Consider the following 23932-nt stretch of genomic DNA (forward strand, 5'->3'; position numbering starts at 1 on the left):
ATCCACACGCATGAGGTTCATGGCCGCGACTCCAGCATGGCGTCGAATTCGGCCGGAGAAATCGGCACGAAACGCAGCCGGTCGCCAAGCTGCAGGCGCGTCGGCGGGTTGCGATCGACGTGAAACAGGTTCCAGGGCGTGCGGGCGATCACGTTCCAGCCACCGGGCGATGCGTTCTGATAGATCGACGAGATGCCATTGGCAATGGCCACCGAGCCCGCCGGCACCAGCGTTCGCGGCGTGGCCCGGCGCGGTACGTTCAGACGCGGGTGCAGCGGCCCGGCAAACGGATTGCCCGGCGAGAAGAAGAAGGTGTAGAGCACCAGCGGCGTGGCGCAATGCAGACGGATCACTTCGGCCGTATCGATGTCGCAGGCGCGCGCCACCTCTTCGAGGTCGGGACCGTACTCGCCGCCGTAACAGGCGGGCACCTCCACTTCGCACCCCGCGTGGACCACGGCGGGCACGCCTTCGACCAGCACGTCCCGGATCCGCGCGGAAAGCTGCGCGAAGGCCGGGCCCTTGTCGCGCGCAAACCTCTCGGGACGGAAATGCACAGCCACCGTGGTGAACGCCGGCACCACATCGCGCACGCCATCCCAGCGCTGCCGCAGCAGCCACTCGGTCACGGCATGCACGGTCTGGCTGACCGATACGCTGACCTGATCGCCCAGGCGGATCTGAAGGCAGCGATCGCCGACAGGCTCGATACGCCAGTCGGTCAGCGCGAGCAGCCCGGCGTCCGGTCGTGCGATGGCCATCACGCGCGCTCCAATGCGGCGCAGGCCATGACGATGCGCTCGCAAGCGGTGCGCAGGCGATCATCGGCCAGGGCATAGGCCAGGCGCACATAGGGCGCCAGCCCGAAAGCCGAACCGGGCACCACCGCCACGTTCGCGGCGTGAAGCAGGTACATCGCGAAGTCGATATCGGTTTCGATGCGCGTCCCGTCCGGTGTACGCATGCCGATAGCTGCGCTGCAGTCCGCATAGAGATAGAAGGCGGCGGCCGGGCGACGCATGGTCAGAACCGGTGCCGCGCCGGCCAGGACAGACAGCGCCAGATCGCGGCGTGCGCGCAGCCGGGCGCGCCAGCCATCGAGGAAGTCCTGCGGACCGTCGAGGGCAGCCGCTGCGCCCGCCTGGCTGATCGCGCTGGGGTTGCTGGTGCTTTGCGACTGCAACAGCGCCATGGCCTTCACCAGCCAGGCGGGCCCGGCCGCGTATCCCAGGCGCCAGCCCGTCATCGCGTAGGCCTTGGATACGCCGTTGACGGTCAGCGTGCGGTCGCGCATATCCGGTTCCGCTTGCGCGAACGACACGAACGCGCCCTCGAACGCGATCTCTTCATAGATCTCGTCCGACAGGACCAGCACATCAGGGTAAGCACGCAGTTCGTCGGCCAGCGCACGCAGTTCGTCCGCCGAATAGAGCGCGCCCGACGGGTTGCACGGCGAGTTCAGCATGAGCCAGCGCGTGCGAGGCGTCAGTGCCGTGCGCAGCGCGGTGGGCGTGAGCTTGAAATCGTCGGCGGGTGTCGCCGTGACCTGCACCGGTGTGCCGCCCGCGATATGCACCATATCGCTGTACGACACCCAGTAAGGCGCCGTGACGATGACTTCGTCGCCGGCGTCGACGGTTGCAAGCAGGCCGTTGAACAGCATCTGCTTGGCACCGGTGCCAGCGATGATTTCTGCATCGTCGTAGTGCAAACCATTGTCGCGGGCCAGTTTTCGTGCAATCGCGGCTTTAAGTTGGGGCGTGCCGGCCACGCTCGTGTACCGCGTTTCCCCCCCGGTCATCGCCTGGATGGCGGCAAGCTGGATATGGGCCGGCGTGTCGAAATCCAACTCGCCCTCGGACAGGCTGATCACCGGCTTGCCCGCAGCGGCAAGCCGCCTGGCGGCCTCGGACATGGCGCCGGTGGCGGACGGACGCGCCATGGAGAGGCGCTGGGAAAGACGGGGGATGGCAGATGAGCTCGGCATGAAAATCGCGTATTGTCTGAACCGGCATTCCCTTAGAATGCCATTGGTATACCAGTGGCATTCAAGCAAACCCCGTGCCATACTTCGCGTCATGATGAAAAAGACCGCCTTTGCCTATTCAGCGCCCGCCGTGGAGACCGACCTGGGCGCCGAGCCGCTGGCTGACGAATTGCCCAAGGAGCGCGCCTTGGGAAACCTGGCCTATGACGCGGTGCTCGATCTGCTGGTGTCAGGCGGACTGCATCCCGGCGACCCGATCCAGGAACGCGCCCTCGCCGCCCAGCTCGGCTTCTCGCGTACGCCGTTGCGCGAAGCCCTGCATCGGCTCGAAGGCGAACGGCTGCTCGAGCGCGGCGCGAACAGCCGGTTGTTCGTGCGGCAGGTAACCGTGCAGGAAATCCTCGAAGCGTTGCATGTACGGCGCCTGCTCGAGCCTGACGCGGCCGCCCGCGCGGCTGGGCAGGTGCCTGGACCCGAGCTCGAACGGCTGCGCCAGCGCGTGGAAGAGTTGCTGGCGCGCAATGAGCCCGGAAACCCCGAGCATCAGGTGCTGGACGCAGATCTGCACGGCGTCATCTGCAACTACTGCGACAACGAGATGTTGGCCGGCATCATTGCGGAGGTACGGCGCAAGACCCGCATGTTCTCGCTCAAGCGATTGGAAAGGCGCCTCGGGCCGGTCTGCCATGAACACCTGGCAATGATCGACGCCCTCGAACGGGGCGACGGCGAGGAAGCTGCGCGTCAGACAGCCGAGCACATCGACAATATTCGCGCCTCGATCCTGGAAAAATTGGCGCGGTGGTAGCCGAAATCGCTTGAGCCGAGGCCGGCAACTCTTGAGGAGCAATCAACGACAAGGACATCCAGGATGGGAGCCCGCATTCGCGGGGCCCCCGTGACCTGTGGCTGGCCTAGGTGCGCGCCCGCGGCGATGCGCGATCGAGCCAGGCGAAGTAGGTTTCCTCGGCCTCCAGCATGAACGCCAGCATGGTGGTCCTGACCCGCTCCGGGTCGCGGGCGATGAAGCCGGCCAGCAGCGCCTTGATGCCGTCCGCGACCACCTTCTGCGTTTCCACATGGCTGAGCGTGCCCAGCCGGATCAGTTGGGCGTGGTCGACGAATCGCAGGATGGCGCCGCGCAAGCGGGTGTTGGTCACCGCATCCAGCCAGGCCTCGCGAAACGCCACGTTGGCGGCGAACATCTGCTCGATGTCCTTTGCCTTGAAGGCCTGTTGCACGCTGCGGTAGGCGGCCTTGAGACGTTGCTCGTGCGCCTTGCTCAGGACAGCCGCCGCATTCGCGGCCGCGGGTGGCTCCAACAAGCGGCGTACTTCGAATATCTCGCGGATGTCCTGCTCGGTGATCGAGGGGATGACGAAGCCGCGTGTCGTGCCGACCAGAAAGCCCTCGTTGACCAGCCGCAGCAGCGCCTGGCGTACCGTGGTTCGGGTGCAGTCGAACTCTTCGGCGATCTCGTAATCGAGCAGGCGGTCGTGCAGGCCGACCTTGCCCCGCTGGAGGCGTGCGTGCACCTCCTGGTAGATGGTCTCGATGAGCGTCGTCTGCTTGAGCCGGGAATGCCGCGGGGGCCGGGGCGTCTTGTCCTCGTCTTGAGCCAAGATACCTCTCGATGAAGTGATGTCGGAAAGGCGATTGTATCCCGAGCATGTCCCAACCCCGGCGTGACAGCGATCCGCGCCGCCTCGGGCGATCAGCCCGGCAATGCGTGTTCCAGGCGGTCGATCACGCTGTCGTGGGTCAGCACGCCTGGCGAGAAGCGCATCACCCGCCCGCGCACATCGGTAAACAGGCCGGCGTCTTCGAGCTGCGCCGGCAACGGACCGGGTTCCAGATGCGCCGGTACCTCTGCCATCACGCTGCCGCCGCGCCGATGGTCCTCGCGCGGCGAGCACAGGCGAAAACCCTTGTTCTCCAGCACCGTCATGAGCGCGCGGCACAGGCGCAGGTTACGATCGCGCAACCCTCCGGCGGCGCCGGACAGGCGCCAATCGAGACCGGGCTCGGAGGCAACGAAGGGCAACAGCGACGGCGTGCCGGTATCGAAGCGCCGTGCCTCGCGCGCGAGGGAAAACTGCGACAGGTCCCAGTTGAACGGATCCGGCTGGCTGAACCAGCCCACGATGTCCGGTTTGATATCGCCGTCGAGCAGCGCCGGGCTCAGGTAGGCCAGTCCGGCCCCCGGCGCGCCGCACAACCACTTCAGCGTGGTGGCGGCGGCGAAGTCCACGCCCAACGCCGTCGCGTCGAATTCCAGCACGCCCACGCCCTGGGTGATGTCCACGGCGACCAGGCTGCCGCGGTGGCGCGCATGGTCCACCAGTCGTTCGAGGTTGGCGCGCTTGGACGCGGTCGAGGTCACCCAGGTAATCACCGCCAGCGCCACGGAATCGTCCCAGGCGTCGAGGTAGGCCTCGTCCTCGACCCAGCCTTGTTCGGCATCCAACGGCACGGTGTACAAGGTGAAACCCATGCGCCCGGCCAGGTGCGACAGCAGGAAATGCAGGCTCGGAAAGCAGTCGGCAGCGATCAGTACCTTGCGGCCCGACAGCCGGCGCCCCAGAGACGTGACGAACCTGGCGAACGCCTCGGTGACGTTTTCGGCAGCGAACACGTGCTCGGGTGCGGCGTTGATCAGCCTGCCCCACTGTGCCAGCACGCGCTGGCGAGCGGCCAGCCCCTCCTCCCAGCGCCGCTGGCTGGGCGCGTACCAACTGGCGGCGAAGCTGCTTAGCGCCGCCTCCACTGCGGCCTGCTGACCGGGAAACAGGCCGACGGAGTGATACATGAGCCAGCCTTCGTAGGCGGCCGGATCGGGATGCTTGATGAATGGCATGGGTTGCTCCAGGGAAAATCCATCAAAACGTGTGACGCAGGCCCACGCGCAGCAGGGCTTGGTTGCTTCCGGACGCGCCCGGCATGCTGATGATCGCGGCGGTCGCGCCGTGACCGCCGGCCCGCATGGTGATGAGCTGCAGGTAGAGGTCCGTGCGCTTGGACAGGACGTAGTCGAACGTGAGGTTGAACTGGTGATAGCGCTTGGCGTCCAGCATGGTCAGCCCGTAGCCGAAGCCGTAGCGCTGGGCTGATGTGGCCCGATAGGACACGCCCGTCTGCAGGTTGCGGAACGATGCGCGTGTCGCGCCGACATAGCGGGCCTGGGTGTAGAGGCCGTAGACCGTCACGTGCTTCAGCGCGTAGCTGGCACCCGCGCCCCAGGTTCGCATGCGATCCCCGCCGGCCCGCAACGGTGCCGGGGCACCGACCAGCGGCGCGATATCGAGCGTCTCGCCGCGGCTATCCGTATAGGCCAGCCCCGCGCTGAACGCCTGCCGGCTATAGGATCCGCCCACGCTGTAGGTACGTCCCTTGCCGCTGGCCTCGTCCTTGTGGATGGCAAAGCCGTACAGCAGGCCGGCTTTGAAGCCGGCGACGTCCGGCGTCTGGACCTTCACCGCCTGGTCCACGCGCCGGCCACTGAGCCGGTCATTGTCCAGCGGATTGTTGGCATAGCCGCCCGCCGACCAGGTGGGCGTGTAATAGGCGCCCAGCACCTCGTACATGAAGTCGTACTGCCGGCCCAGCGTGGCGGTGCCCCAACGTGGCAAGGCCAGCCCTACATAGGCCACGCGGCCGAAGATCCGGCCACCCTGGCCGAGGCTGCCGTCGCGCAGCTGAAAACCCGATTCGAGGTTGAACAGCGCCCGGCGGCCACCGCCCAGATCCTCCGCACCGCGCAAGCCCAGGCGATTGCCCTGCATCACGCCGCTGTCCATGAACAGCTTCGCGTGCCCGCCACCGTTGCTGAGCCAGGTCAGGCCGTTGTCCACGATGCCGTACAGGGTCACGCTGCTTTGGGCGACGGCAGCGGACGATAGACCGATACCCAGCCCGGCCGACAGCGCGGCCGAGGTCCTTCGACCCGGCCACATCATGGCCGCTCTCCCGGGCCGGCGGCGGCCATCGCGGCGTGCTCGGCGGCCAGGCGGCGGGGTGTCGGCAGCACCAGCACCAGCAATCCGCCGGCGACGGCCAGCATGGCCACCCCGAACAGCGCCATTTGCGTATTGCCCATGAGGTCCTGCCCCAGTCCCATGAGGTACGGGCCGAACACGCCGCCCAGGGCCGCCAGCGCATTGATCAGCGCGAGGCCCGCGGCCGCGGCGCGCTCGCGCACGAAGACCGAGGCCAGCGCCCATACCAGCGGTGTGGCGCCGATGAACGCGGCAGTGGCCAGGGTGACGCCGGCAATCGCCCACGTCGGATGCGCGCTGGCGCTCAAGGTCAGGACCAGACCCGCAGCACCGGCCAGGCTCGCGCCCGCAATGTGCCAGCGGCGCTCCGCAAGCAAATCCGAGCTGCGTCCGATCAGTGGCATGGCGATGGCCGAGGCCAGGTACGGTAGCGCGGAAATCAGGCCGATCGTGCGGTAGCTCGTGACCCCGGTCTGGTGAATGATCGTCGGCGTCCAGAACACCACCGCGTAGATGCCCAGGTTCAGGCACGCAAGCACCAGCCCGAGCAGCCACACCCGTCCTTGAGCGAAGGCGTCCCTGAGATGCGCGCGTTGCGCGCTTGTCTGCCGATCGGCACCGATCAGGGTGGCGAGTCGCTGCCGCTCGGCATCGGTCAGCCATTTGGCCGTGCGCGGGGCCTCCTCCAGCAGGCACCATACGACCACCCCCATCAGCACCGCGGGCGCGCCCTGCAACAGGAACAGCCATTGCCAGTTGCGCAGCGGGGCGACGTCGGCGAAGGTGTCCATCATCCACCCCGACAGCGGGCCGACGACGATGCCGCCCACGGCCGCGGCGGTAATCAGCAAGGCGATGGCGCGGCCGTGGCGACGTTGCGGGTACCACTGCGTGAGGTAATAGACCACCCCCGGCAGGAACCCGGCCTCCGCCGCGCCCAGAAGAAAGCGGATGGCATAGAACGCGGCCGGCGTCGTCACGTAGAGCGTCGCCACCGAGATGACGCCCCACGTGACCATGATGCGGGCGATCCAGCGGCGCGCGCCGACCCGGTACAGCAGCAGGTTGCTCGGCACTTCGAACAGGATGAAGCCCAGGAAGAACACGCCCGAACCCAGGCCGTAGACCGTCGCGCTGAAGCCCAGATCGTCGAGCATCTGCAGCTTGGCGAAGCCGATGTTGATGCGGTCCACGTAGGCGATGACATAGCTGACGAACAGCAACGGCATCAGGCGCCAGGTGATCTTGCGGAACAGCCGTGCATCGAACACGGCATCGGCATCGGCCGGCAGGCCGACGGCGGAAGGCACAGGGGTCATGGAAAACTCCAGAGAGGGCGGTTCAGCGCAGGCGCTGGATCAGGCAATCCAGGAAGCGTTCGCAGGCGCGCAACTGATCCAGGGTGACGTACTCGTCCGCCTTGTGCGCCTGGGCGATCGAGCCGGGTCCGCATACCACGCTGGGCACGCCTGCGCGCTGGAAGAACGACGCTTCGGTGCCGTAGGCCACCTTGCCGGCGTCCTTGGCGTCCACCTGGAGCAGGTCGGCCACCAGGCCCAGGACAGCCGCTTCGCGGCCGGTGTCCAGCGCGGGAATGTCGCCGATGCACTCGAAGGCAACGGCCGCCTGCGGATGGCGCCGCCGCATGCGCGGCAGCAGGCTCGTGTCCACGTAGCGCTGCAGGTCGCCAATGAAGCCGTCGGGATCGACGCCGGGCAGGTAGCGATACTCGAAGTGGAAAGTGCACTCCGCCGGGATGATGTTGCGCCCGTTGCCGCCGTCGATGGTGTTGGTCGAGATCGTCGAGTACGGCACGTCGAAGCCGCCGTCGTGGCGGCCGTGCATTTCCTCGGACTCGGCGAGATCCTGGATGCGCGAGACGATGCGCGAGGCATACTCGATCGCGTTGAGTCCCTGGGGCGTGAGGGAGGAATGCGCGGCGCAGCCGCGCACCTGGCAGCGGTAGATGCGCCCGCCCTTGTGCGCCGCGACGACGCGCATGTCGGTCGGTTCGCCAACCACGCAGCCCGAGGGCTCGATGCCCGCCTCGGCCATGCTCGCCAGCAGTCCGGGCACGCCCAGGCAGCCGACCTCTTCATCGTAGGTGAGGGCGACATGCAGCGGCTCGCGCAGCGGCGCACGGCCGACCTGCCGCACCTGAGCCAGCACCGTGCCGATAAACCCTTTCATGTCGCAGGCGCCGCGCCCGTACAGGCGGCCGTCCCTCACGCTGGCGCGGTAAGGGTCGGACGTCCAATCCTGTCCGTCGGTGGGCACCACGTCGGTGTGCCCGGACAACACGATGCCGCCCGGCCCCTCGCCGAAACTGGCGAACAGATTCGCCTTGCTGCGGTCGGCGTTGTAATCCAGTTGCACGCGCGCACCGGCCTCGTCGAGCCAGGCGGCGGCCCACTGAATCAACGCCAGGTTGGAGTGCCGGCTGGTGGTGTCGAAGCCGATCAGGTGTGCAATGCAATCGAGCGTGGTCCGGCTGGGCATGGTGGTCGAACGAGGGTGAAGTGGTTGCAGGGAAAAAACTGAAACCAGAAAACTGTTTTCAGTTATTGGTGCTGACTTTATAGATCGCTCGCTCGGCCGGAATTGGGATTTCTACCTACCTCGGCGATTGTCTGAAGCCAGGGCGGGCTCCAGGCGTTGACGAGCGTTTCGCCACCCCAAGGTCGCGGTCGACCGGCAACCTGCCTCGGTCAGAGCAACTGCGTAGAAAGGCAGCCCTGCCGGGAAGTCCCTAACGGGAAGTCAGGTTCAGGCGAGATTCGGAAGACACACTGATGTTCAGGAAGGCGCTTTGATGTTCGGAACGGGACATTGACCTGCAAGCGGGATTTTAGTGTCCGAGGTCAGCGCGGCCCAAGGCCGACCTATACTACGATCGTCGTTTCGTCGTGGACTGAACTATGGAATACGCTCCCGGCATCAGCCACCGCGCCGGCCTCCTGGCGGACCCGGGACGCGCCGCCATGCCGTGGGCGCTGATGGCGCGCCAGTGAATCGAGCCGGCTTCCGCCTCGCGCGCGCTGCGCGTGACGCCGCTCGGCCAGCGCGAGATCCCGCTGGTCGCCGGCTGAGCGACTATCGGGCACCGGCCACGTTGTTTTCCCCAGCCATGCGCCGCGAGGCGCCGCACCGAAGGAGGCAGATGCAATGAGCGACGGACTGAACGACGAAGCGCGCCAGGCACTCTGGCGCCTGATCGAGCTGATCAACTTCGACGACGCGGCCATGATCGAGAAGCAGCAGACGCTGTTCGACGAGGAGCTGGCCGACGCCGACGATGCCGACGAGATCGAGGGCCAGGAGCTGCTGTGGATCCTCAAGGACGTGATCGACTGGGAATCGGGCTTCTACGTGGACTGGAAGGACTGCGCGTCCTTCATCGGCTGCATGGACGCGCTGTGCGCGCGCGTCGACGTCACGCTCGACTGGGGCGCGGAGGACCCGGAGGACGAGGATTTCCTCGAGAGCACCAGCGTGCCCGAACTGATGGAGCTGGCGTTCGAGCAGTTGCGGGTGGCGGGCTTCACCTTGTGGAACTGGAACACGGAAGGCGATGCCTACGCGGGATGGATCGCCCGCGGCGAGGACGACGAGGAGATGATGACGGTGGCGGAAGTGCTGGGGCTGGACATCCGGCCCGGGGACCAGCCGTATTGATGCCCGCCGGCATCCGATGCCGGCATCGCGGAATCCGCCGGGCTTGCCGCTTCACCTCCCCGGCACGGGCATGTCAGACCCGCGGCGGCGACAGCCGCGGATCGATCCGGCCCAGCGTTTCTTCCAGCACGTCGAGGAACACCCTGACGCTGGCCGGCATCAGCTTGCGCGCCGGCATCAGCACGAAGACCTTCAGCGGCGACGTGGTATAGCCGGGCAGCACCCGCACCAGCCGCCCCTGGTCCAGTTCATCCTGCACGTAGCGCGGCGACAGCCGCGCCACGCCCAGCCCGTCCATCGCCGCCTTGAGCCGGATCTCGGCGTTCTGCGTGCGCATGCGCGGGTCCACCTGGAGGCTGAACACCTCCTTGCCGTCGCGCAGGAATTCCCAGCGGCGGTCTTCGGCGTTGCCCAGCGTGGGCCAGCCGTCCATGTCCTGCGGCGTGCGCGGCAGCCCGCGCGCGCGGATCAGCGAGGGCGCGGCGAAGAAACCGCGCTCGATCAGCACCACGCGCTTGCTGGCGAAGGAGCTGTCGTGCAGGCCGGTGTTGGTCATGACGAAGGCGAGATCGTAGCCACGCTCGATCAGGTCGGGCTGGTCCCAGGTCACGTCCACTTCCACGCGCAGGTCCGGGTGCAGCCGCAGCAGCCGCGTGAGGCTGGGCGAAAGATGCAGCGAGCCGACCTCGTAGGGCGTGGAGATGCGCAGGGTGCCGCTGACCTGCTCGCTGACGGACAGCGCCTCGGCGCTGATCTCGCGCAGCTCCGTGAACAGCGGCGCGACGCGGTCGTAAAGCTGCTGGCCGCGCTCGGTCACGCGCACGCGGCGCGTGGTGCGCTCGAACAGCCGCACGCCGAGCTGTGTCTCGAGGCGGGACACGGCGGCGCTGGCGGACGACTTCGGCACCTCGGCCAGCTCGGCGCCCCTGGTGAAGCCGGCGCCTTCCACCACGCGGCAGAAAATCTCCCAGTCCTTCCACTCGATCGTCTTCATGCGCCGTTCCGCTCTCCGTGCCCGATGGCGCGCCGTGCGCGCGCGCCGGGCCATTGTCCCACAGGGCGAACAATAACGAGCGATTGCACGCGGGCGTCCCCCGCTCAATCCCCGAACAGGATCACCGAGCGCGCCAGCTCGCCGCGGCGCAGTTCGTCGAAGGCGTCGTTGATGTTTTCCAGCGGCATGCGCCGCGAGATCAGTTGGTCGAGCTTGAGCTTGCCGGACAGGTAGAAATCCACCAGCCGCGGCATGTCCACCGGGAAGCGGTTGGAGCCCATCATCGAGCCCTGGATGCGTTTCTCGGCGAGGAAGTCGGTGCCCTTGAGCTCGATCTTCACGCCCGGCGCGATCATGCCGATCACGGTGGCGGTGCCGCCGCGGCGCAGCATCGAGAAGGCCTGCTCGGCGGTCTGCTTGAGGCCGATGGCCTCGAAGGCGTGGTGCACGCCGCCGCGCGTGAGCGCGCGCACGGCGTCCACCACATCGGTGTCGGCGGCGTCGACCACGTCGGTGGCGCCGAACTGCTTCGCCAGCGCCAGCTTGCCGGGCACGCGGTCGATGGCGATGATGCGGCCCGCGCCGGCGATGGCCGCGCCGTTGATGGTGGCCAGGCCGATGCCGCCGCAGCCGATCACCGCCACGGTCTCGCCCGGCTGCACGCGCGCGGTGTGCACCACGGCGCCCACGCCGGTGGTCACGGCGCAGCCGATCAGCGCGGCGCGGTCGAGCGGCATCTCGGGGCGGATCGCCACCAGCGCGTGCTCGTGCACCAGCATCTGCTCGGCGAAGGCCGACAGGTTGAGGAACTGGTTCATCGGCGCGCCCCTGGCCAGCAGGCGCGGTTCCTCGCCTTCGCGGCGTCTGGTGTCCGGCTCCACGCACAGCGACAGGTGGCCGGTCAGGCAGTGCTCGCAATGGCCGCAGTAGGCCGACAGGCAGGTGATGACGTGATCGCCGGGCTTGACCGTGCGCACCTCGGAGCCAACTTGCTCGACGATGCCGGCGGCCTCGTGGCCGAGCACCACCGGCGTCGGGAACGGGTAGGCGCCGTCGAGGAAGTGCAGGTCGGAGTGGCACACGCCCACCGCCGCCGTGCGCAGCAGCACCTCGCGCGGCCCCGGCTTGCCGATGGCGACGTCCTCGATCACGAGCGGGGTCCTGGGTTGATGCATGACGGCGGCTTTCATGGGTCTCCTCGGCTGGTCTCGTTGTGGCCTCGTTGTGGCCTCACTGTGGTCTCGCTGTGGCCGCGGTGTGTCTCGCTGCGCGGCAGCGCCTACCATACCGCCGAAACGCGATTCGGTGAAGCGCCCGGCCCACCCCGCTGTGCTCAGGACCGCGCCGCCGCCTTGCCGTCCTGCTGCGCCGCCAGGACCTCGCTGCGCTGGCGGTGGTAGCGGCGCAGGATCTGCTGCCCGACCGTCATGCGCGAGGCCACCGGCACCGGGAAGCGCACCAGCGCGTCGAGCTTGTCGGCGGCCACCGGCTCGAACAGCACGCGCGGCTCGAACTGCGACAGGTCCATGAAGCGCGAGCCGCCATATTCCTGCAGGCTGTGCCGCGCCTCGGCCAGGAACGGCGCGCACACCGCCTCGGTGATCGCCAGCAGCTCGGCCTCCACGCGGTCCGGGTCGGACTTCTCGGGCAGCGGGATGCGCAGCGTGTCCTGCGTGTACCTGCCAGCCTGCGAGTGATTGCGCACCGCCACGGTCAGCAGCATGCTGTTGGGCACCTGCACGGTGGAGCCGGTGAACTGGCGCGTGCCGGCGATCTCCGCCAGCGTGGTGGTGAGCACGTCCATGTCCACCACCTCGCCCGAGTGCGGCCCGATCTCCACCAGATCGCCGAGCTGGAACGGGCGCGCCATCATGCGCAGGAACGCGCCTAGGAAGCACATCACCAGTTCCTTGCCGCCGATCACCAGCGCCACCGCGAAGGCGGTCAGCGAGATCGCCACGCTCTTGAGCTCCGACACCCAGATGCCCAGCAGCAGCAGGAACACCACCGCCGCGATGGCATTGCGCGTGGCCACGGTCCAGGTGCGGTAGCTGCCGCGGTTCTCCTTGTCGGCGAGCTGGCGGCCCTGGAAGAAGCGGTTGACGAACTTCACCACCACCATGCCGGCGAGCACGATGGCCGCGCTCAGTCCGATGTGCAGCAGGTAACTGTCGTTGAAGGGCAGGTTCATTGAGGCATGTCCGAATACGGCCGGGCGGCAGCGCCGGCAAGGCGGCGCGCCATGAGCAAACCCCCGATTCTAGCCATGCCGCGTGGCCGGGCCGCAAAACCCGGCCGCCGCGCGTGGCGGGGCCGGCGCGAGCGCGCCTCGTCGTGGCATGGCGCGGCATGGCGAGACGTTCCCCGGCGGACGTTTTCTCTCCTGGGATGCCGCTCCGTACCAGGCGACGGATGCAAGGCCTGCCTGACGTGGGTTTCCGCGCGCCGGACGCGCGCGGCTTGTCAGGGCGGCGCCGGACGGGACGGTGAAGACGCGCGCGGCGCCGCGACCGGAGGCCGGCCGGCGCGCGCGCGGAACAAGCGGAACAAGCGGAACAAGCGGGGCATGCGCGCCGCGCGCGGCAAGCCGTGCCGGCCGCGCGCGGCGGCCAGCAGCAGCGCGGCCACGCCTTCGATGCCCATGCAGATGAGGAAGTACAGCAGCGCCACCGCGCCGAACACCTGCGCGGCGTAGCCCATGCTGCGCCCGTTGACCTGGGCCGCCGCCGTGGACAGTTCCACCACGCCGACGATGTAGGCCAGCGACGTGTCCTTGGCCAGCGACACCCACACGTTGCCCAGCGACGGCAGCATGGCGCGCAGCGTCTGCGGCAGCACGATCTGCCACAGCGCCTGCGGCGGCGTCATGCCGAGCGCCAGCGCGGCCTGGCGCTGGCCGCGCCCGATCGCGTCGAAGCCCGCTTCCATGACCTGGGCGATGTACGCCGCGCCGATCAGCGCGAGCGCCAGCACCACGGTGCGCACCTCGCCGACGTGCACGCCGGCCAGCATCGGCAGCAGGAAGTAGGTCCAGAAGATCAGCATCAGCACCGGGATCGCGCGCAGGCCGGCGAGCAGCGCGCGCAGCGGCAGCGCCGGCGCGGTGGGCATCAGCTCGAGCAGCATGGCCAGCCCGATGCCGAGCACGGTGGCGCCGGCGCAGGCCAGCACGGCGATCCACAGCGTCAGCGCGGCGCCGGCCAGCGGGCCGTCGGGGAAGGTGCCCTTGAGCAGGTAGGGCAGCTGGGCCAGCACCACCGCCCAGCCGCCGGCAAGCGCCTCAGGCACGGGCCGCCTCCGTCCAGCCGAGCCGGCGCAGCAGCGGCGGCGCGGCGGCCTGCAGCAGCAGGATCAGCGCCGCGTACAGCAAGGTGGCCAGGCCGAAGGCCTGGAAGGTCATCAGGCTGTCGGTCTCGACCTGGCGCGCGGCGTAGGACATCTCGGCAAAGCCGATCGCCATCGCCAGCGAGGTGTTCTTGATGGTCTGGCAGAGCTGCCCCACCATCGGCCGCGCGGCGATGCGCAGCGCCTGCGGCAGCACCACGCGCCAGAACGCCGCCGCCGGCGTGAAGCCCAGCGCCAGCGCCGCGGCGCCCTGCCCGGCGGGCACGTTGGCCAGCCCGGCCTCCAGCTCGCGCGCGTAGAACGCGCTGGCATACAGGCCGATGCCGATCAGGCTGGCCAGCGCCTCGAGCGACGGCGCGGGCAGGTGGATGGCGCCGAGCCGCACGCCCTGCCAGTCGTACAAGGCGCCGATGGCGGCGTCGCCGAGCAGTTGCGCCGCGCCGAAATACCAGAAGAACAACTGCACCAGCAGCGGCGTGCGGCGCAGGAAGCCGACCGCGCCGCGCGCGGCCAGCCGCAGCGGCGCGAACGGCACCAGCGCCAGTGCCAGCCAGACCGCGGCCAGCACGCAGCCAAGCGCGAACACGGCGGCCGACAGCGCCACCGTGAGGCCGAAGCCGGAGACGATCCAGCCGACGTACTTCGCCGGCAGGGGCTGCATCAGGATGTCAAGCACCGGCATGGCCATCCTTCACGCCATCCTTCACGCGGCAGGGGCAAGCCGGCCGCGTCACTTCACCGTGCTGCCGATGGTGAAGTCGCGCGCCAGCGGCGCGGCGCTCTTGGGGCCGAACCACTTGTCGTAGATGCGCGCGGCGGTGCCGTCCTTTTCCAGCGCCAGCAGGATGCGGTCGATCTCGGCGGTCAGGCGGTCCTCGCCCTTGGGCACGCCCACGCCCATGTACTCGCGCGTCAGCGTGAACGAGGAAATCTCGAACTGGTCCTTGTTGGGCAGGGTGGCCAGCAGCGCGCCGAGCTTGGCGCCGTCCTGCGCGAAGGCCTGGATCGCGCCGCTGCGCAGCGCGGTCAGCGCCAGCGGGGAGTCGTCATAGGCGATCACGCGCGCGTCCGGGTACTTCTGGCGCAGCGTGGTTTCCTGCGTGGTGCCCTTGTCCACGCCCAGGCGCCAGGTCTTGAGGTCGTCCGGCTGCTTGAGCGTGCCCTTCCTGGCGATCAGTTGCAGGCCGCTGGCGAAATACGGCGTGGAAAAGCCGATCTGCTGGCGGCGCTCGTCGGTGATGGTGAAGTTGGCGGCGACGATGTCCACCTTCTGCGAGGCCAGCAGCGGGATGCGGTTGGCCGGGTTGGTGGCGCGGAACTCGGTCTTCACGCCCAGGCGCCTGGCGATCTCGGTGGCGTAGTCCACGTCGAGGCCCGCCGGCGTGGTGCTGCCCGCCTCGACGAAGCCGAACGGCGGGTTGGCGTCGAACACGCCCACGCGCAGCACGCCGGCCTTCTTGATGTCGTCGAGCCGGTCGGCGCGGGCCGCGCCCGAGGCCAGCACCGAGATGCCGAGCGCCAGGCTCAGCGCGGCCTTGATCAGCGGGGAGGAAATTCGCATGGATGTCTCGCGATGGTTGTGTTGGCGAGACGATAGCGATCCCTTGACCCCAAGGGAACGAAGGGTTTTGCAGATGGTTATTCCGTGCAAAAATACTAGCTTGGCGCACCGCAGCAAACACTGTGTGGCGCAAGAATGTCCCTGAAGACCGTCGCCGCGGATGCCGCGGCGACCAACAGGAGAGCCCGAATCCATGTATCACGGAGAGCGCTTCAACGGCTACAGCCACCTCGCCGGCGCCATCCTCGCCGCCGCCGGCTCCGCCGTCCTCGTCACCTCCTCCGCCCTGTACCACGACGCCTGGAAGGTCGTCAGCTCGGTGGTCTACGGCAGCACGCTGGTGTTCCTCTACACCATCTCCACGCTCTATCACAGCCTGCGCGGCCGGCCCAAGGACATCCTGCGCCGGCTGGACTACTGCGCCATCTACCTGCTGATCGCCGGCAGCTACACGCCGTTCGCGCTGGTCACGCTGCGCGGGCCGTGGGGCTGGACGCTGTTCGGCGTGAACTGGGGGCTGGCGGTGATCGGCATCGCGCAGGAGCTGTGGATCGGCAAGCGCACGCGCATCTTCTCGCTGCTGATCTACGTGCTGATGGGCTGGCTAGTGCTGTTCGCGTTCGGCCCGCTGGTGGCCGCGCTGCCCGCCGGGGGGCTGTACTGGCTGGTGGCCGGCGGCACGCTGTACACGGCGGGGATCGGGTTCTTCCTGTTCGATGAGAAGGTGCGGCACTTTCACGGGATCTGGCACCTGTTCGTGCTGGCGGGGAGCGCCTGCCAGTTCGTGAGCATCTTCTGGTACGTGGGCTAGGGCGCCCGCCTTCCCGGCGCCGGGGCAGGGCGACCCGCCTTGCCCGCGCGTGCCGCGCCCCCGCCGCCGCCGCCCAATAACATGCGTCCAGCCGCATGCCGGCCAGCCCGGCGCGCCGGCTCCCCGCCCGCGGCGGTCGATTCCCTTCCCTGCCATCCGCTTCCCCGCACGGCCGTCCCCCGGACGGCCGCGCTCGCTTCGGCTCCGGGCGCCGTCCGCATCACCCGGCCAAGATGATCGATTCAATCACAATTTGTGATTGAACTAGTCAAAATTCGCGCGCTGTCCTAGAATTCCGGTCACACGATGATTGAATCGATCATCGTCAACACGACTGATACGCACAAAAAGCGACAGGAGACAATGATGCAGATACGAATCAAGCGCGCGATCGAGCGCGTTCCCGGCGGCATGATGATCGTGCCGCTGCTGATCGGCTCCCTGGTGGCGACGTTCGCGCCCGACACACCCAAGTTCTTCGGCTCGTTCACCGGCGCGCTGTTTACCGGCGCGCTGCCGGTGCTGGCGGTGTTCTACGTCTGCATGGGCGCGAGCATCAATATCAAGGCCACGCCCTACATCCTCAAGAAGGGCGGCGTGCTGTTCGGCACCAAGGTCGGCACCGCCGTGCTGCTCGGCGTGATCCTGGGCCATTTCCTCGGCGAATCGCCGGTTTCCGCGGGCGTGTTCGCCGGCCTGTCGACGCTCGCCGTGGTGGCCGCCATGAACGACACCAACGGCGGCCTGTACATGGCGCTGATGGGGCAATACGGGCGCCCCGAGGACGTGGGCGCCTACAGCATCATGTCGCTCGAATCGGGGCCGTTCCTGACGATGGTGACGCTGGGCGTGGCCGGGCTGGCGGCGTTCCCCTGGCCGACGATGGTCGGCAGCATCCTGCCGCTGCTGCTGGGCATGCTGCTCGGCAACCTGGACCGCGAGATGCGCGACTTCCTCTCGCGCGCGGTGCCGGTCATGATCCCGTTCTTCGCGCTGGCCCTCGGCGCCAGCCTCGACCTGCACAAGGTGTGGCAGGCCGGCATGCTCGGCATCGGCCTGGGCATCGCGGTGGTGGCCATCACCGGGACCACGCTCTACCTGGCCGACCGCCTGAGCGGCGGCAACGGCGTGGCGGGCGTGGCGGCGGCCAGCACGGCCGGCAACGCCGCCGCGGTGCCGACCCTGATCGCGGCGGCCAATCCGGTCTACACCGAGGCCGCCAAGAGCGCCACGCTGCTGGTTGCCGCGTGCGTGGTGGTGACGGCGATCCTGACCCCGGTGCTGACCGCCTGGGTGGCCCGGCGCGGCGCGCTGGCGGCACCCGCGGGCGCCGCGCGGAGCGCGCCGTGAGCTGGCTCGTCATCGCCGACGACCTGTCCGGCGCGGCCGACTGCGCGATCGGGTTCACGTCGCCCAGCACCAGCACGGTCGTGACGCTCGACGCCCACGCCGGCCCCGCGTTCCAGGCCGACGTGATCGCGGCCGACGTCGACAGCCGGCGCCAGGACCCGGCCACCGCCGCGGCGCGCAACGTCGCCGCCTGGAACCGCTTCGGCGGCGCCGGCCGGCGCCTGTACAAGAAGATCGATTCCACGCTGCGCGGCAACTGGGCGGCGGAAACCGCGGCGCTGCAGCGCGTCGCCGGGCTGGCCATCGTCGCGCCGGCGTTCCCGGACGCCGGCCGCACCCTGCGCGACGGCTGCGTGTACGTGCATGACGAGCCGCTCGAAACCACCGACATCTGGCGCCTGGAAGGGCTCGCCGGCCGCGCGGACGTCACCGCGCTGCTGGCCGCGCAGGGCCTGCGCGCCGAACGGCTGGAGACCGGCGGCGCCATGCGCTGCGCCGACGCCCTGCGCGACCGCCTCGCCGCGCTGGCCCGCCAGGGCGTGCAGGCGGTGATCTGCGACGCGCAGACGCAGGACGACCTCGACAGGCTCGCGGCCGCCAGCGCGGACCTCGGCGTGCCGGCCTTCTGGGTCGGCTCGGGCGGCATGGCGCGCGCGCTGTCGGCCGGCGGCGCACACACGCGGGCGGCGCAGGCAGGCCACGGCAACGCGCCGCTGCCGCCCGTGCGCGGCCCGGTGCTGACGCTGGTGGGCAGCCTGTCGGGCGTCTCGGCGCGGCAGGCGGCATGCCTGTGCGAGCGCGGCCAGGTCGAAAGCGTGGTGATCCCGCCGCAGGTGCTGCGCGCCGGCCCCGCGCATGCGGACTGGGCCCGCTGGCAGGACCGCGTGGCGCTGCCGCTGCTCGCGGGGCACGACGTGCTGGCCGGCATCGGCCGCGACGAGCACTTCAGCGCGGACGAAGGCCCGCGCCTGAGCGCGGCCCTGGCCAGCCTGATCGCGCCGCATTTCCATTGCGTGGGCAGCCTGATCGCCACCGGCGGCGAGACCGCGCGCGCGATGCTGGAAGCCGCCGGAATCCGCGCGCTGGCGCTGGTGCGCGAGATCGAGCCCGGCGTGCCGCTCTCGAAGACGCTCGGCGGGCCGGCCCGGCGCGTAGTGACCAAGGCCGGCGCATTCGGCAGCGAGGCCGCGCTGTGGCTCGCATGGCAGGCCGTGCGCGAGGCCTGAGCCGCGCGCGCGGGACGACCAGACAATGACCCCCGGTTGGCGTCGACGCCAACCACGAACCTGAAGCGAAACATGAGCGATTACCTCCCCATCATCGGCATCACCATGGGCGATGCCAGTGGCGTCGGGCCTGAAGTGATCATGAAGAGCCTGGCGCACGCCAGCGTCTACGCCCAGTCGCGCCCGCTCGTCATCGGCGACGCCAGGCGGCTCGAGCTGGCCGGCAAGCTGGTCGGCAGCCCGCTCGCCGTGCGCGCGATCGACAACCCGGCCCAGGCGCAATACGCGCAAGGCACGGTGGACTGCATCGACCTCGGCCTGATTCCGGCCGACCTGCCGTTCGGCAAGCTCTCGCCGGTCGCCGGCGACGCCGCGTTCCGCTATATCGAGCGGGCCGTGGCGCTGACGCAGCAGGACCAGATCGACGCCATCTGCACCGCGCCGCTGAACAAGGAAGCGCTGCACGCGGGCGGCCACAAGTTCCCGGGCCACACCGAGATGCTGGCGCACCTGACCGGCACGCCGGAAGTGTCGATGATGCTGGTGGCGCCGAACCTGCGCGTGATCCACGTGACCACCCACATCGGCCTGCTCCACGCGATCCGCAAGATCGACACCGGGCTGGTGCAGCGGACCATCGAGCGCGGCCACGAGACGCTGGTGCGCGCCGGCATCGCCGAGCCGCGCATCGGCGTGTGCGGCATCAACCCGCACGCGGGCGAGAACGGGCTGTTCGGCTGCGGCGAGGAAGAAGAGAAGATCATTCCCGCGGTGCTGGCGCTGCGCGAGCGCGGCTGGAACGTGGAAGGCCCGCTGCCGGCCGACACCCTGTTCTTCCGCGCCGGGCGCGGCGATTTCGACCTGGTGGTGGCGATGTACCACGACCAGGGCCACGGCCCGGTCAAGGTGCTGGGCCTGGAAGCGGGCGTCAACATCACCGTGGGGCTGCCGGTCATCCGCACCTCGGTCGACCACGGCACCGCGTTCGACATCGCCGGCAAGGGCATCGCCGACGAGCGCAGCCTGCTCGAGGCGCTGCGCCAGGGCGCGGAGCTGGCCACGCGCCGGGGCTGAGCGGCGGCGCGGGCGGGCGGCGCCGGTGGCTGTATGATTTCGCTTTGCCCGCCACCTTGCCGATGCCCCCGCTGCCAATGAACGCCGCCGATCGCCGCCGTGCCATCCTCGAACTCGTGCTGTCAGGCAGCGAATCGAGCGTCGAGCAGCTTACCGGCAGCCTCGGCGTGTCCGAGGCCACGGTGCGCCGCGACCTCGCCGCGCTCGCGCGCGAGGGCCGCATCGTGCGGACCTACGGCGGCGCCGCGGCGCTCACGCAGATCGGCGCGCACGAGCCGGAAACCCCGCTGGAAGAGCGCAACGTCATCCAGCGCGCGCAGAAAGAGGCGATCGCGGCCGTCGCCGCCGGCTTCGTCCACGACGGCGACGCCATCCTGCTCGACAGCGGCAGCACCGCCACCGCGCTGGCGCGGCAGCTGGCCGCGCGCGCGGACCTGCACGTCTACACCACCAACCTGCTGGTGGTCGGCGCGCTGGCCGGCGTGCCCGGCATGCGCATCACGCTGGTCGGCGGCGACGTGCGCCCGTCCAGCATGGGCACCATCGGCCCGCTGGCGCAGATGACGCTGGCGCGCATCAGCGTGGACAAGGCCTTCCTCGGCGCCGACGGCGTGGTGGCGGGCGTCGGCCTGTGCGAGGCCACGGCCGAGCAGGCCTACCTGAAGGAATGCATCGTGCGCCAGTCGGCCGAGATCTTCGTGCTGGCGGACGCCACCAAGCTCGGCCGCGCGCGCCAGCAGCACTGGACGCCGCTCGAGCGGCCGTGGACGCTCGTCACCGACGACGGCGCCTCCGCGGCGCAGCTCGAAGCGTTCCGCGCGCTCAAGCACGTGCGCGTGGCGCTCGCGCCGGCCTGACGGCGGCCGGTCCACGGCCGGTCCGCTCCGCGTCCGCCCGCGCCGCGGCTGGCGCGGGCAGTCCCGGCGCGTCTTCGCTTTTTCCCTTCTTCCCGATGGCCGCCGCCCGCGCGGCCCGCTCATCCGCGTAGAGAACCCAACCGGCAGGATCGCCTGTTCTGCCCATTCCACCCGTTCCGCCTGTTTCATCCATTGCGCCCGTTTCGCGGCGCGCCACGGCCCGCCGCGCCCCACGCGCCAGCATCCCGCCCCAGAAACGGGCCTGCGGACGGGCCCGCATTCCCGCTTTCGGCGCACGGCGCCGGTTTCCCCCCCGTTCCGGCGATTTTCTCGGGTTGGCCCGACTCTTGCGTATTGAAATTCAAATTTTAGAGACGTATCGTCCCGAAAATTTGAATTTCCACTCAACATTTGCGCACGCCCCAGAAACCGTGCGCCAGGAGTCCGCATGTTTCTCCGTTCCATGACCCGCCGCGCACGTGCCGTTCTGGGCCTGGCGCTGATCGCCACCAGCTTGTCGGCCGGCGCCGCCCAGGTCGTCAACATCGGCGTCCAGCCCGCCACCCAGCCGATCTACATCGCCAAGGCAGCCGGCTACCTGGCGCCGCTGGAGGCCAAGTACGACGTCAAGTTCGAATTCCACAGCTTCCCCTACGGCGCGCCGGAGAACCAGGCGATGGCGGCCGGCAATCTCGATCTCGCCTCGGCGGGCATGGGGCCGGCGGTGGTCGCGTCGGCGCGGCTGCCGGTCAAGCTGCTCGGCATCACCATCCTGGAGCAGACCGCCATCGTGGTCCCCTCCGACTCGCCGGTCCACACGATCGCCGATCTCAAGGGCAAGCGCATCGCCTACCCCGGCGAGGGTTCCCAGCAATATCCGCTCCTGCTCAACGCCCTGCAGAAGGCGGGCCTGAAGCTGGCGGACGTGCAGTTGTTCAAGACCTCCGGCTCGCAGGTCGGCACGCTGGTCGAGCAGCACAGCGTGGACGCCGGCATCACCTGGGACCCGCACATCTCGGTGGCGCTCGCCGGCGGCAAGACCCGCGTGCTGCTGAAGGCCGAGAAGATCCTGCCGCTCAAGAACGGCCATTACGTCGGCGACGGCTTCTACGGCCGCACCGAGTTCATCGATGCCCATCCCGACCTGGTGCGCGACATCATGGCCGCGCAGATCCGCGCCATCAAGCTCATCAACAAGACGCCGCAGAAGGCCGTGGAGATGTGGAGCAAGGAAATCGGCTTCCCGCCCAAGGTGATCGAGTATTCGCTCAAGGAAGGCATCTCGGTGTACTCGACCGACATGGTGCCTGACGCGCAGACCATGAAGGTCTACGCCTCGTTCCTCAAGCAGGCGGCGATCCTGCAGGACGGCGACGAGCCCAAGCTCGCGCCCGAGCCCGCGCGCCAGGCGCTGGCGGCCGAGAAGCCCTGATTCCCCTTTTCCACTTTCCTTCAGAGGAGAAGCCGATGGCTTCGTTTTTCCGGTCGGCGGCGAGCCGCGTGTTCCCTTACCTCGCCGCGATGCTCGCGGTGGTGCTGGTGTGGGAGCTCGTGGTCGTGCTGACCCATCCGAGTCCGGCGGTGCTGCCGTCGCCGGAGCTGACCGCGCGCACGCTGTACGGCCTGTTCGCGTCGGGCACGATCTTCCGCGACATCGGCGCCAGCCTCGGCCGGGTGCTGGCCGCCTGGCTGCTGGCGGCGTGCCTGGCGATTCCGCTCGGCCTGCTGCAGGGCACGCGGCCGCGGCTGGCGCGCGTGCTGGAGCCGCTGGTGGAGCTGTTCCGGCCGATCTCGCCGCTGGCGTGGATCCCGATGGCGATCCTCTGGTTCGGCATCGGCGAGGCGGGCAAGGTGTTCATCATCTTCATCGCCACCTTCTTCCCGATCCTGCTCAACACGGTGTCGGGCGTCAAGGCGGTCGATCCGGTGCTGGTGCGCGCCGGCCGCGTGCTGGGCTGCAATTCGGACGCGCGGCTGTTCTGGCAGGTGATCCTGCCCGCCGCCATGCCGACCATCCTGGTCGGCCTGCGCATCTCGTTCGGCATCGGCTGGGCCGCGATCATCGCCGCGGAGCTGGTCGCGGCCAACAAGGGGCTGGGCTACCTGATCGCCAACGGCATGGAGATCCTGCGCTCGGACCAGGTGCTGGCGGGCATGGTCATCATCGCGTTGCTGGGCATTCTCATCGACACCGGCTTTCGCATTCTCGGCCAGCGGCTGGGCTTCAAGGAGTAAGACATGGACCGCACTGCGGCCGCCGCGCCCCGCGAGGGCGTGGCCATCAACAACGTTTCCAAGCTGTACTACACGCGCGCGGGCGACGCCGTCGAGGCGCTGCGCCCGGTCTCGCTGGACATCGCCGCGGGCGAGTTCGTCGCGCTGATCGGCCCGTCGGGCTGCGGCAAGAGCACGCTGCTCAATATCGTGGCCGGCTTCGAGGCGCCCAGCGCCGGCTCGGTGCTGGTCGACGGCGACAAGGTCGTGCGGCCCGACATGCGGCGCGGCATGGTGTTCCAGCAGTACGCGCTGTTCCCGTGGCTCAACATCCGCGACAACATCGCCTTCGGCCTGCGCCAGCAGGGCATGCCGCGCAAGGAGCGCGAGGCGGTGGCCAACCGCTACCTCGAACTGGTGGGGCTGGCCGAGTTCGGCGACGCGCGCCCCGACGCGCTCTCCGGCGGCATGAAGCAGCGCGTGGCGCTGGCGCGGGTGTTCGCCACCGAGCCGAGCACGATCCTGATGGACGAGCCGTTCGGCGCGCTCGACGCGCTCACGCGCGGCTTCCTGCAGCAGGAGCTGCTGCGCATCTGGCGCGAGCACCGCAAGACGGTGCTGCTGGTGACGCACTCGGTGCAGGAGGCGCTGTTCCTGGCCACGCGCGTGGTGGTCATGACCAGCCGCCCCGGGCGCATCAAGCTCGACCAGCGCGTGGACCTGCCCTACCCGCGCGCGCTCGCCACGCCCGGCTTCCGCGAACTGGAGGCCAATATCCTGACCGCGCTCGACGACGAGCTGCGCAAGACCTACGGCAGCGCGCCGGCGATGGTATCGGACTGA

The 23932-nt window shown here is 69.2% G+C and carries 23 protein-coding genes and 1 pseudogene; 11 read left to right on the top strand and 13 right to left on the bottom strand.

The genetic code is table 11. The annotated features are described in order from the left end of the window. Positions 1-17: 17 nt before the first annotated feature. Together pxpB and ACWTPI_RS33365 are read right to left on the bottom strand one after the other, a co-directional pair. Positions 18-761, bottom strand: a complete 744-nt coding sequence (gene pxpB / locus ACWTPI_RS33360; protein WP_059411931.1) for a 5-oxoprolinase subunit PxpB — start codon at positions 759-761, stop codon at positions 18-20. Then, a complete protein-coding gene (locus tag ACWTPI_RS33365) occupies positions 761-1987 on the bottom strand; it encodes a pyridoxal phosphate-dependent aminotransferase (RefSeq protein WP_454733919.1) in 1227 nt (408 codons plus the stop codon). The genes pxpB and ACWTPI_RS33365 overlap by 1 nt, the downstream gene beginning before the upstream one ends. Before the next feature lie 91 nt (positions 1988-2078). Here ACWTPI_RS33365 and ACWTPI_RS33370 point away from each other — a divergent pair, with 91 nt between their 5' ends. Next, positions 2079-2795 (top strand): GntR family transcriptional regulator, encoded by a 717-nt coding sequence (locus tag ACWTPI_RS33370; protein ID WP_231586458.1) that lies wholly within the window; start codon positions 2079-2081, stop codon positions 2793-2795. A 106-nt stretch (positions 2796-2901) separates the two neighbouring features. Here ACWTPI_RS33370 and ACWTPI_RS33375 read toward each other — a convergent pair whose 3' ends face one another. From ACWTPI_RS33375 to argE, 5 genes are all read right to left on the bottom strand, one after another. Then, positions 2902-3609: a GntR family transcriptional regulator gene (locus ACWTPI_RS33375; protein WP_059411933.1), complete on the bottom strand. Its 708-nt coding sequence runs from the start codon at positions 3607-3609 to the stop codon at positions 2902-2904. A gap of 92 nt (positions 3610-3701) precedes the next feature. Further along, entirely contained in the window at positions 3702-4844 is a 1143-nt protein-coding gene (locus tag ACWTPI_RS33380) for an aminotransferase class V-fold PLP-dependent enzyme (protein ID WP_454733920.1), read from the bottom strand. A gap of 22 nt (positions 4845-4866) precedes the next feature. After that, entirely contained in the window at positions 4867-5943 is a 1077-nt protein-coding gene (locus tag ACWTPI_RS33385) for a porin (RefSeq protein WP_454733921.1), read from the bottom strand. Continuing rightward, on the bottom strand, positions 5940-7301 hold the full coding sequence (locus tag ACWTPI_RS33390; protein WP_454733922.1) for an MFS transporter: 1362 nt from the start codon (positions 7299-7301) through the stop codon (positions 5940-5942). The genes ACWTPI_RS33385 and ACWTPI_RS33390 overlap by 4 nt, the downstream gene beginning before the upstream one ends. Before the next feature lie 22 nt (positions 7302-7323). Continuing rightward, a complete protein-coding gene (argE, locus tag ACWTPI_RS33395) occupies positions 7324-8481 on the bottom strand; it encodes an acetylornithine deacetylase (protein WP_454733923.1) in 1158 nt (385 codons plus the stop codon). Positions 8482-8900: 419 nt separating this feature from the next. On the opposite strand from argE, the pseudogene ACWTPI_RS33400 reads away from it, so the two are divergent. Together ACWTPI_RS33400 and ACWTPI_RS33405 are read left to right on the top strand one after the other, a co-directional pair. After that, a pseudogene (locus ACWTPI_RS33400) lies at positions 8901-8981 on the top strand (transcriptional regulator); the annotation flags it as partial. A 166-nt stretch (positions 8982-9147) separates the two neighbouring features. Beyond that, complete coding sequence (locus tag ACWTPI_RS33405) at positions 9148-9657, top strand: DUF6630 family protein (RefSeq protein ID WP_454733924.1); 510 nt, start codon at positions 9148-9150, stop codon at positions 9655-9657. Positions 9658-9730: 73 nt separating this feature from the next. Here ACWTPI_RS33405 and ACWTPI_RS33410 read toward each other — a convergent pair whose 3' ends face one another. From ACWTPI_RS33410 to ACWTPI_RS33435, 6 genes are all read right to left on the bottom strand, one after another. Next, the gene (locus tag ACWTPI_RS33410; protein ID WP_454733925.1) at positions 9731-10651 is read right to left on the bottom strand and encodes a LysR family transcriptional regulator; all 921 of its coding nucleotides are present in this window, start codon (positions 10649-10651) and stop codon (positions 9731-9733) included. 104 nt (positions 10652-10755) lie between these two features. Beyond that, entirely contained in the window at positions 10756-11841 is a 1086-nt protein-coding gene (locus ACWTPI_RS33415) for a Zn-dependent alcohol dehydrogenase (protein ID WP_454733926.1), read from the bottom strand. Between the two features lie 143 nt (positions 11842-11984). Next, positions 11985-12842 (bottom strand): mechanosensitive ion channel family protein, encoded by an 858-nt coding sequence (locus ACWTPI_RS33420; protein WP_020202196.1) that lies wholly within the window; start codon positions 12840-12842, stop codon positions 11985-11987. Between the two features lie 272 nt (positions 12843-13114). Continuing rightward, the gene (locus ACWTPI_RS33425) at positions 13115-13939 is read right to left on the bottom strand and encodes an amino acid ABC transporter permease (RefSeq protein ID WP_454733927.1); all 825 of its coding nucleotides are present in this window, start codon (positions 13937-13939) and stop codon (positions 13115-13117) included. Further along, positions 13932-14684: an ABC transporter permease subunit gene (locus tag ACWTPI_RS33430; RefSeq protein WP_020202189.1), complete on the bottom strand. Its 753-nt coding sequence runs from the start codon at positions 14682-14684 to the stop codon at positions 13932-13934. Before ACWTPI_RS33430 ends, ACWTPI_RS33425 begins: the two co-directional genes overlap by 8 nt. Before the next feature lie 42 nt (positions 14685-14726). Then, positions 14727-15557: an ABC transporter substrate-binding protein gene (locus ACWTPI_RS33435; protein ID WP_059411940.1), complete on the bottom strand. Its 831-nt coding sequence runs from the start codon at positions 15555-15557 to the stop codon at positions 14727-14729. Between the two features lie 193 nt (positions 15558-15750). Between ACWTPI_RS33435 and trhA the strand changes: the two genes are divergently transcribed. The 8 genes from trhA to ACWTPI_RS33475 all read left to right on the top strand — a co-directional run bounded on the left by trhA (position 15751) and on the right by ACWTPI_RS33475 (position 23932). Beyond that, positions 15751-16368: a PAQR family membrane homeostasis protein TrhA gene (trhA, locus tag ACWTPI_RS33440; protein WP_020202187.1), complete on the top strand. Its 618-nt coding sequence runs from the start codon at positions 15751-15753 to the stop codon at positions 16366-16368. Positions 16369-16731: 363 nt separating this feature from the next. Beyond that, positions 16732-17718: a 2-keto-3-deoxygluconate permease gene (locus ACWTPI_RS33445; RefSeq protein WP_029043417.1), complete on the top strand. Its 987-nt coding sequence runs from the start codon at positions 16732-16734 to the stop codon at positions 17716-17718. Further along, positions 17715-18944, top strand: coding sequence for a four-carbon acid sugar kinase family protein (locus ACWTPI_RS33450; RefSeq protein WP_454733928.1), 1230 nt, complete (start codon positions 17715-17717; stop codon positions 18942-18944). Before ACWTPI_RS33445 ends, ACWTPI_RS33450 begins: the two co-directional genes overlap by 4 nt. Before the next feature lie 72 nt (positions 18945-19016). Continuing rightward, on the top strand, positions 19017-20018 hold the full coding sequence (pdxA, locus tag ACWTPI_RS33455) for a 4-hydroxythreonine-4-phosphate dehydrogenase PdxA (RefSeq protein WP_020202184.1): 1002 nt from the start codon (positions 19017-19019) through the stop codon (positions 20016-20018). 77 nt (positions 20019-20095) lie between these two features. Then, entirely contained in the window at positions 20096-20875 is a 780-nt protein-coding gene (locus tag ACWTPI_RS33460) for a DeoR/GlpR family DNA-binding transcription regulator (RefSeq protein WP_020202183.1), read from the top strand. A 448-nt stretch (positions 20876-21323) separates the two neighbouring features. Further along, positions 21324-22307 (top strand): ABC transporter substrate-binding protein, encoded by a 984-nt coding sequence (locus ACWTPI_RS33465; RefSeq protein ID WP_454733929.1) that lies wholly within the window; start codon positions 21324-21326, stop codon positions 22305-22307. 35 nt (positions 22308-22342) lie between these two features. Further along, on the top strand, positions 22343-23110 hold the full coding sequence (locus ACWTPI_RS33470) for an ABC transporter permease (RefSeq protein WP_020202181.1): 768 nt from the start codon (positions 22343-22345) through the stop codon (positions 23108-23110). A 3-nt stretch (positions 23111-23113) separates the two neighbouring features. After that, a complete protein-coding gene (locus ACWTPI_RS33475) occupies positions 23114-23932 on the top strand; it encodes an ABC transporter ATP-binding protein (RefSeq protein WP_454733930.1) in 819 nt (272 codons plus the stop codon).

The sequence above is a fragment of the Cupriavidus ulmosensis genome, from assembly GCF_977008105.1.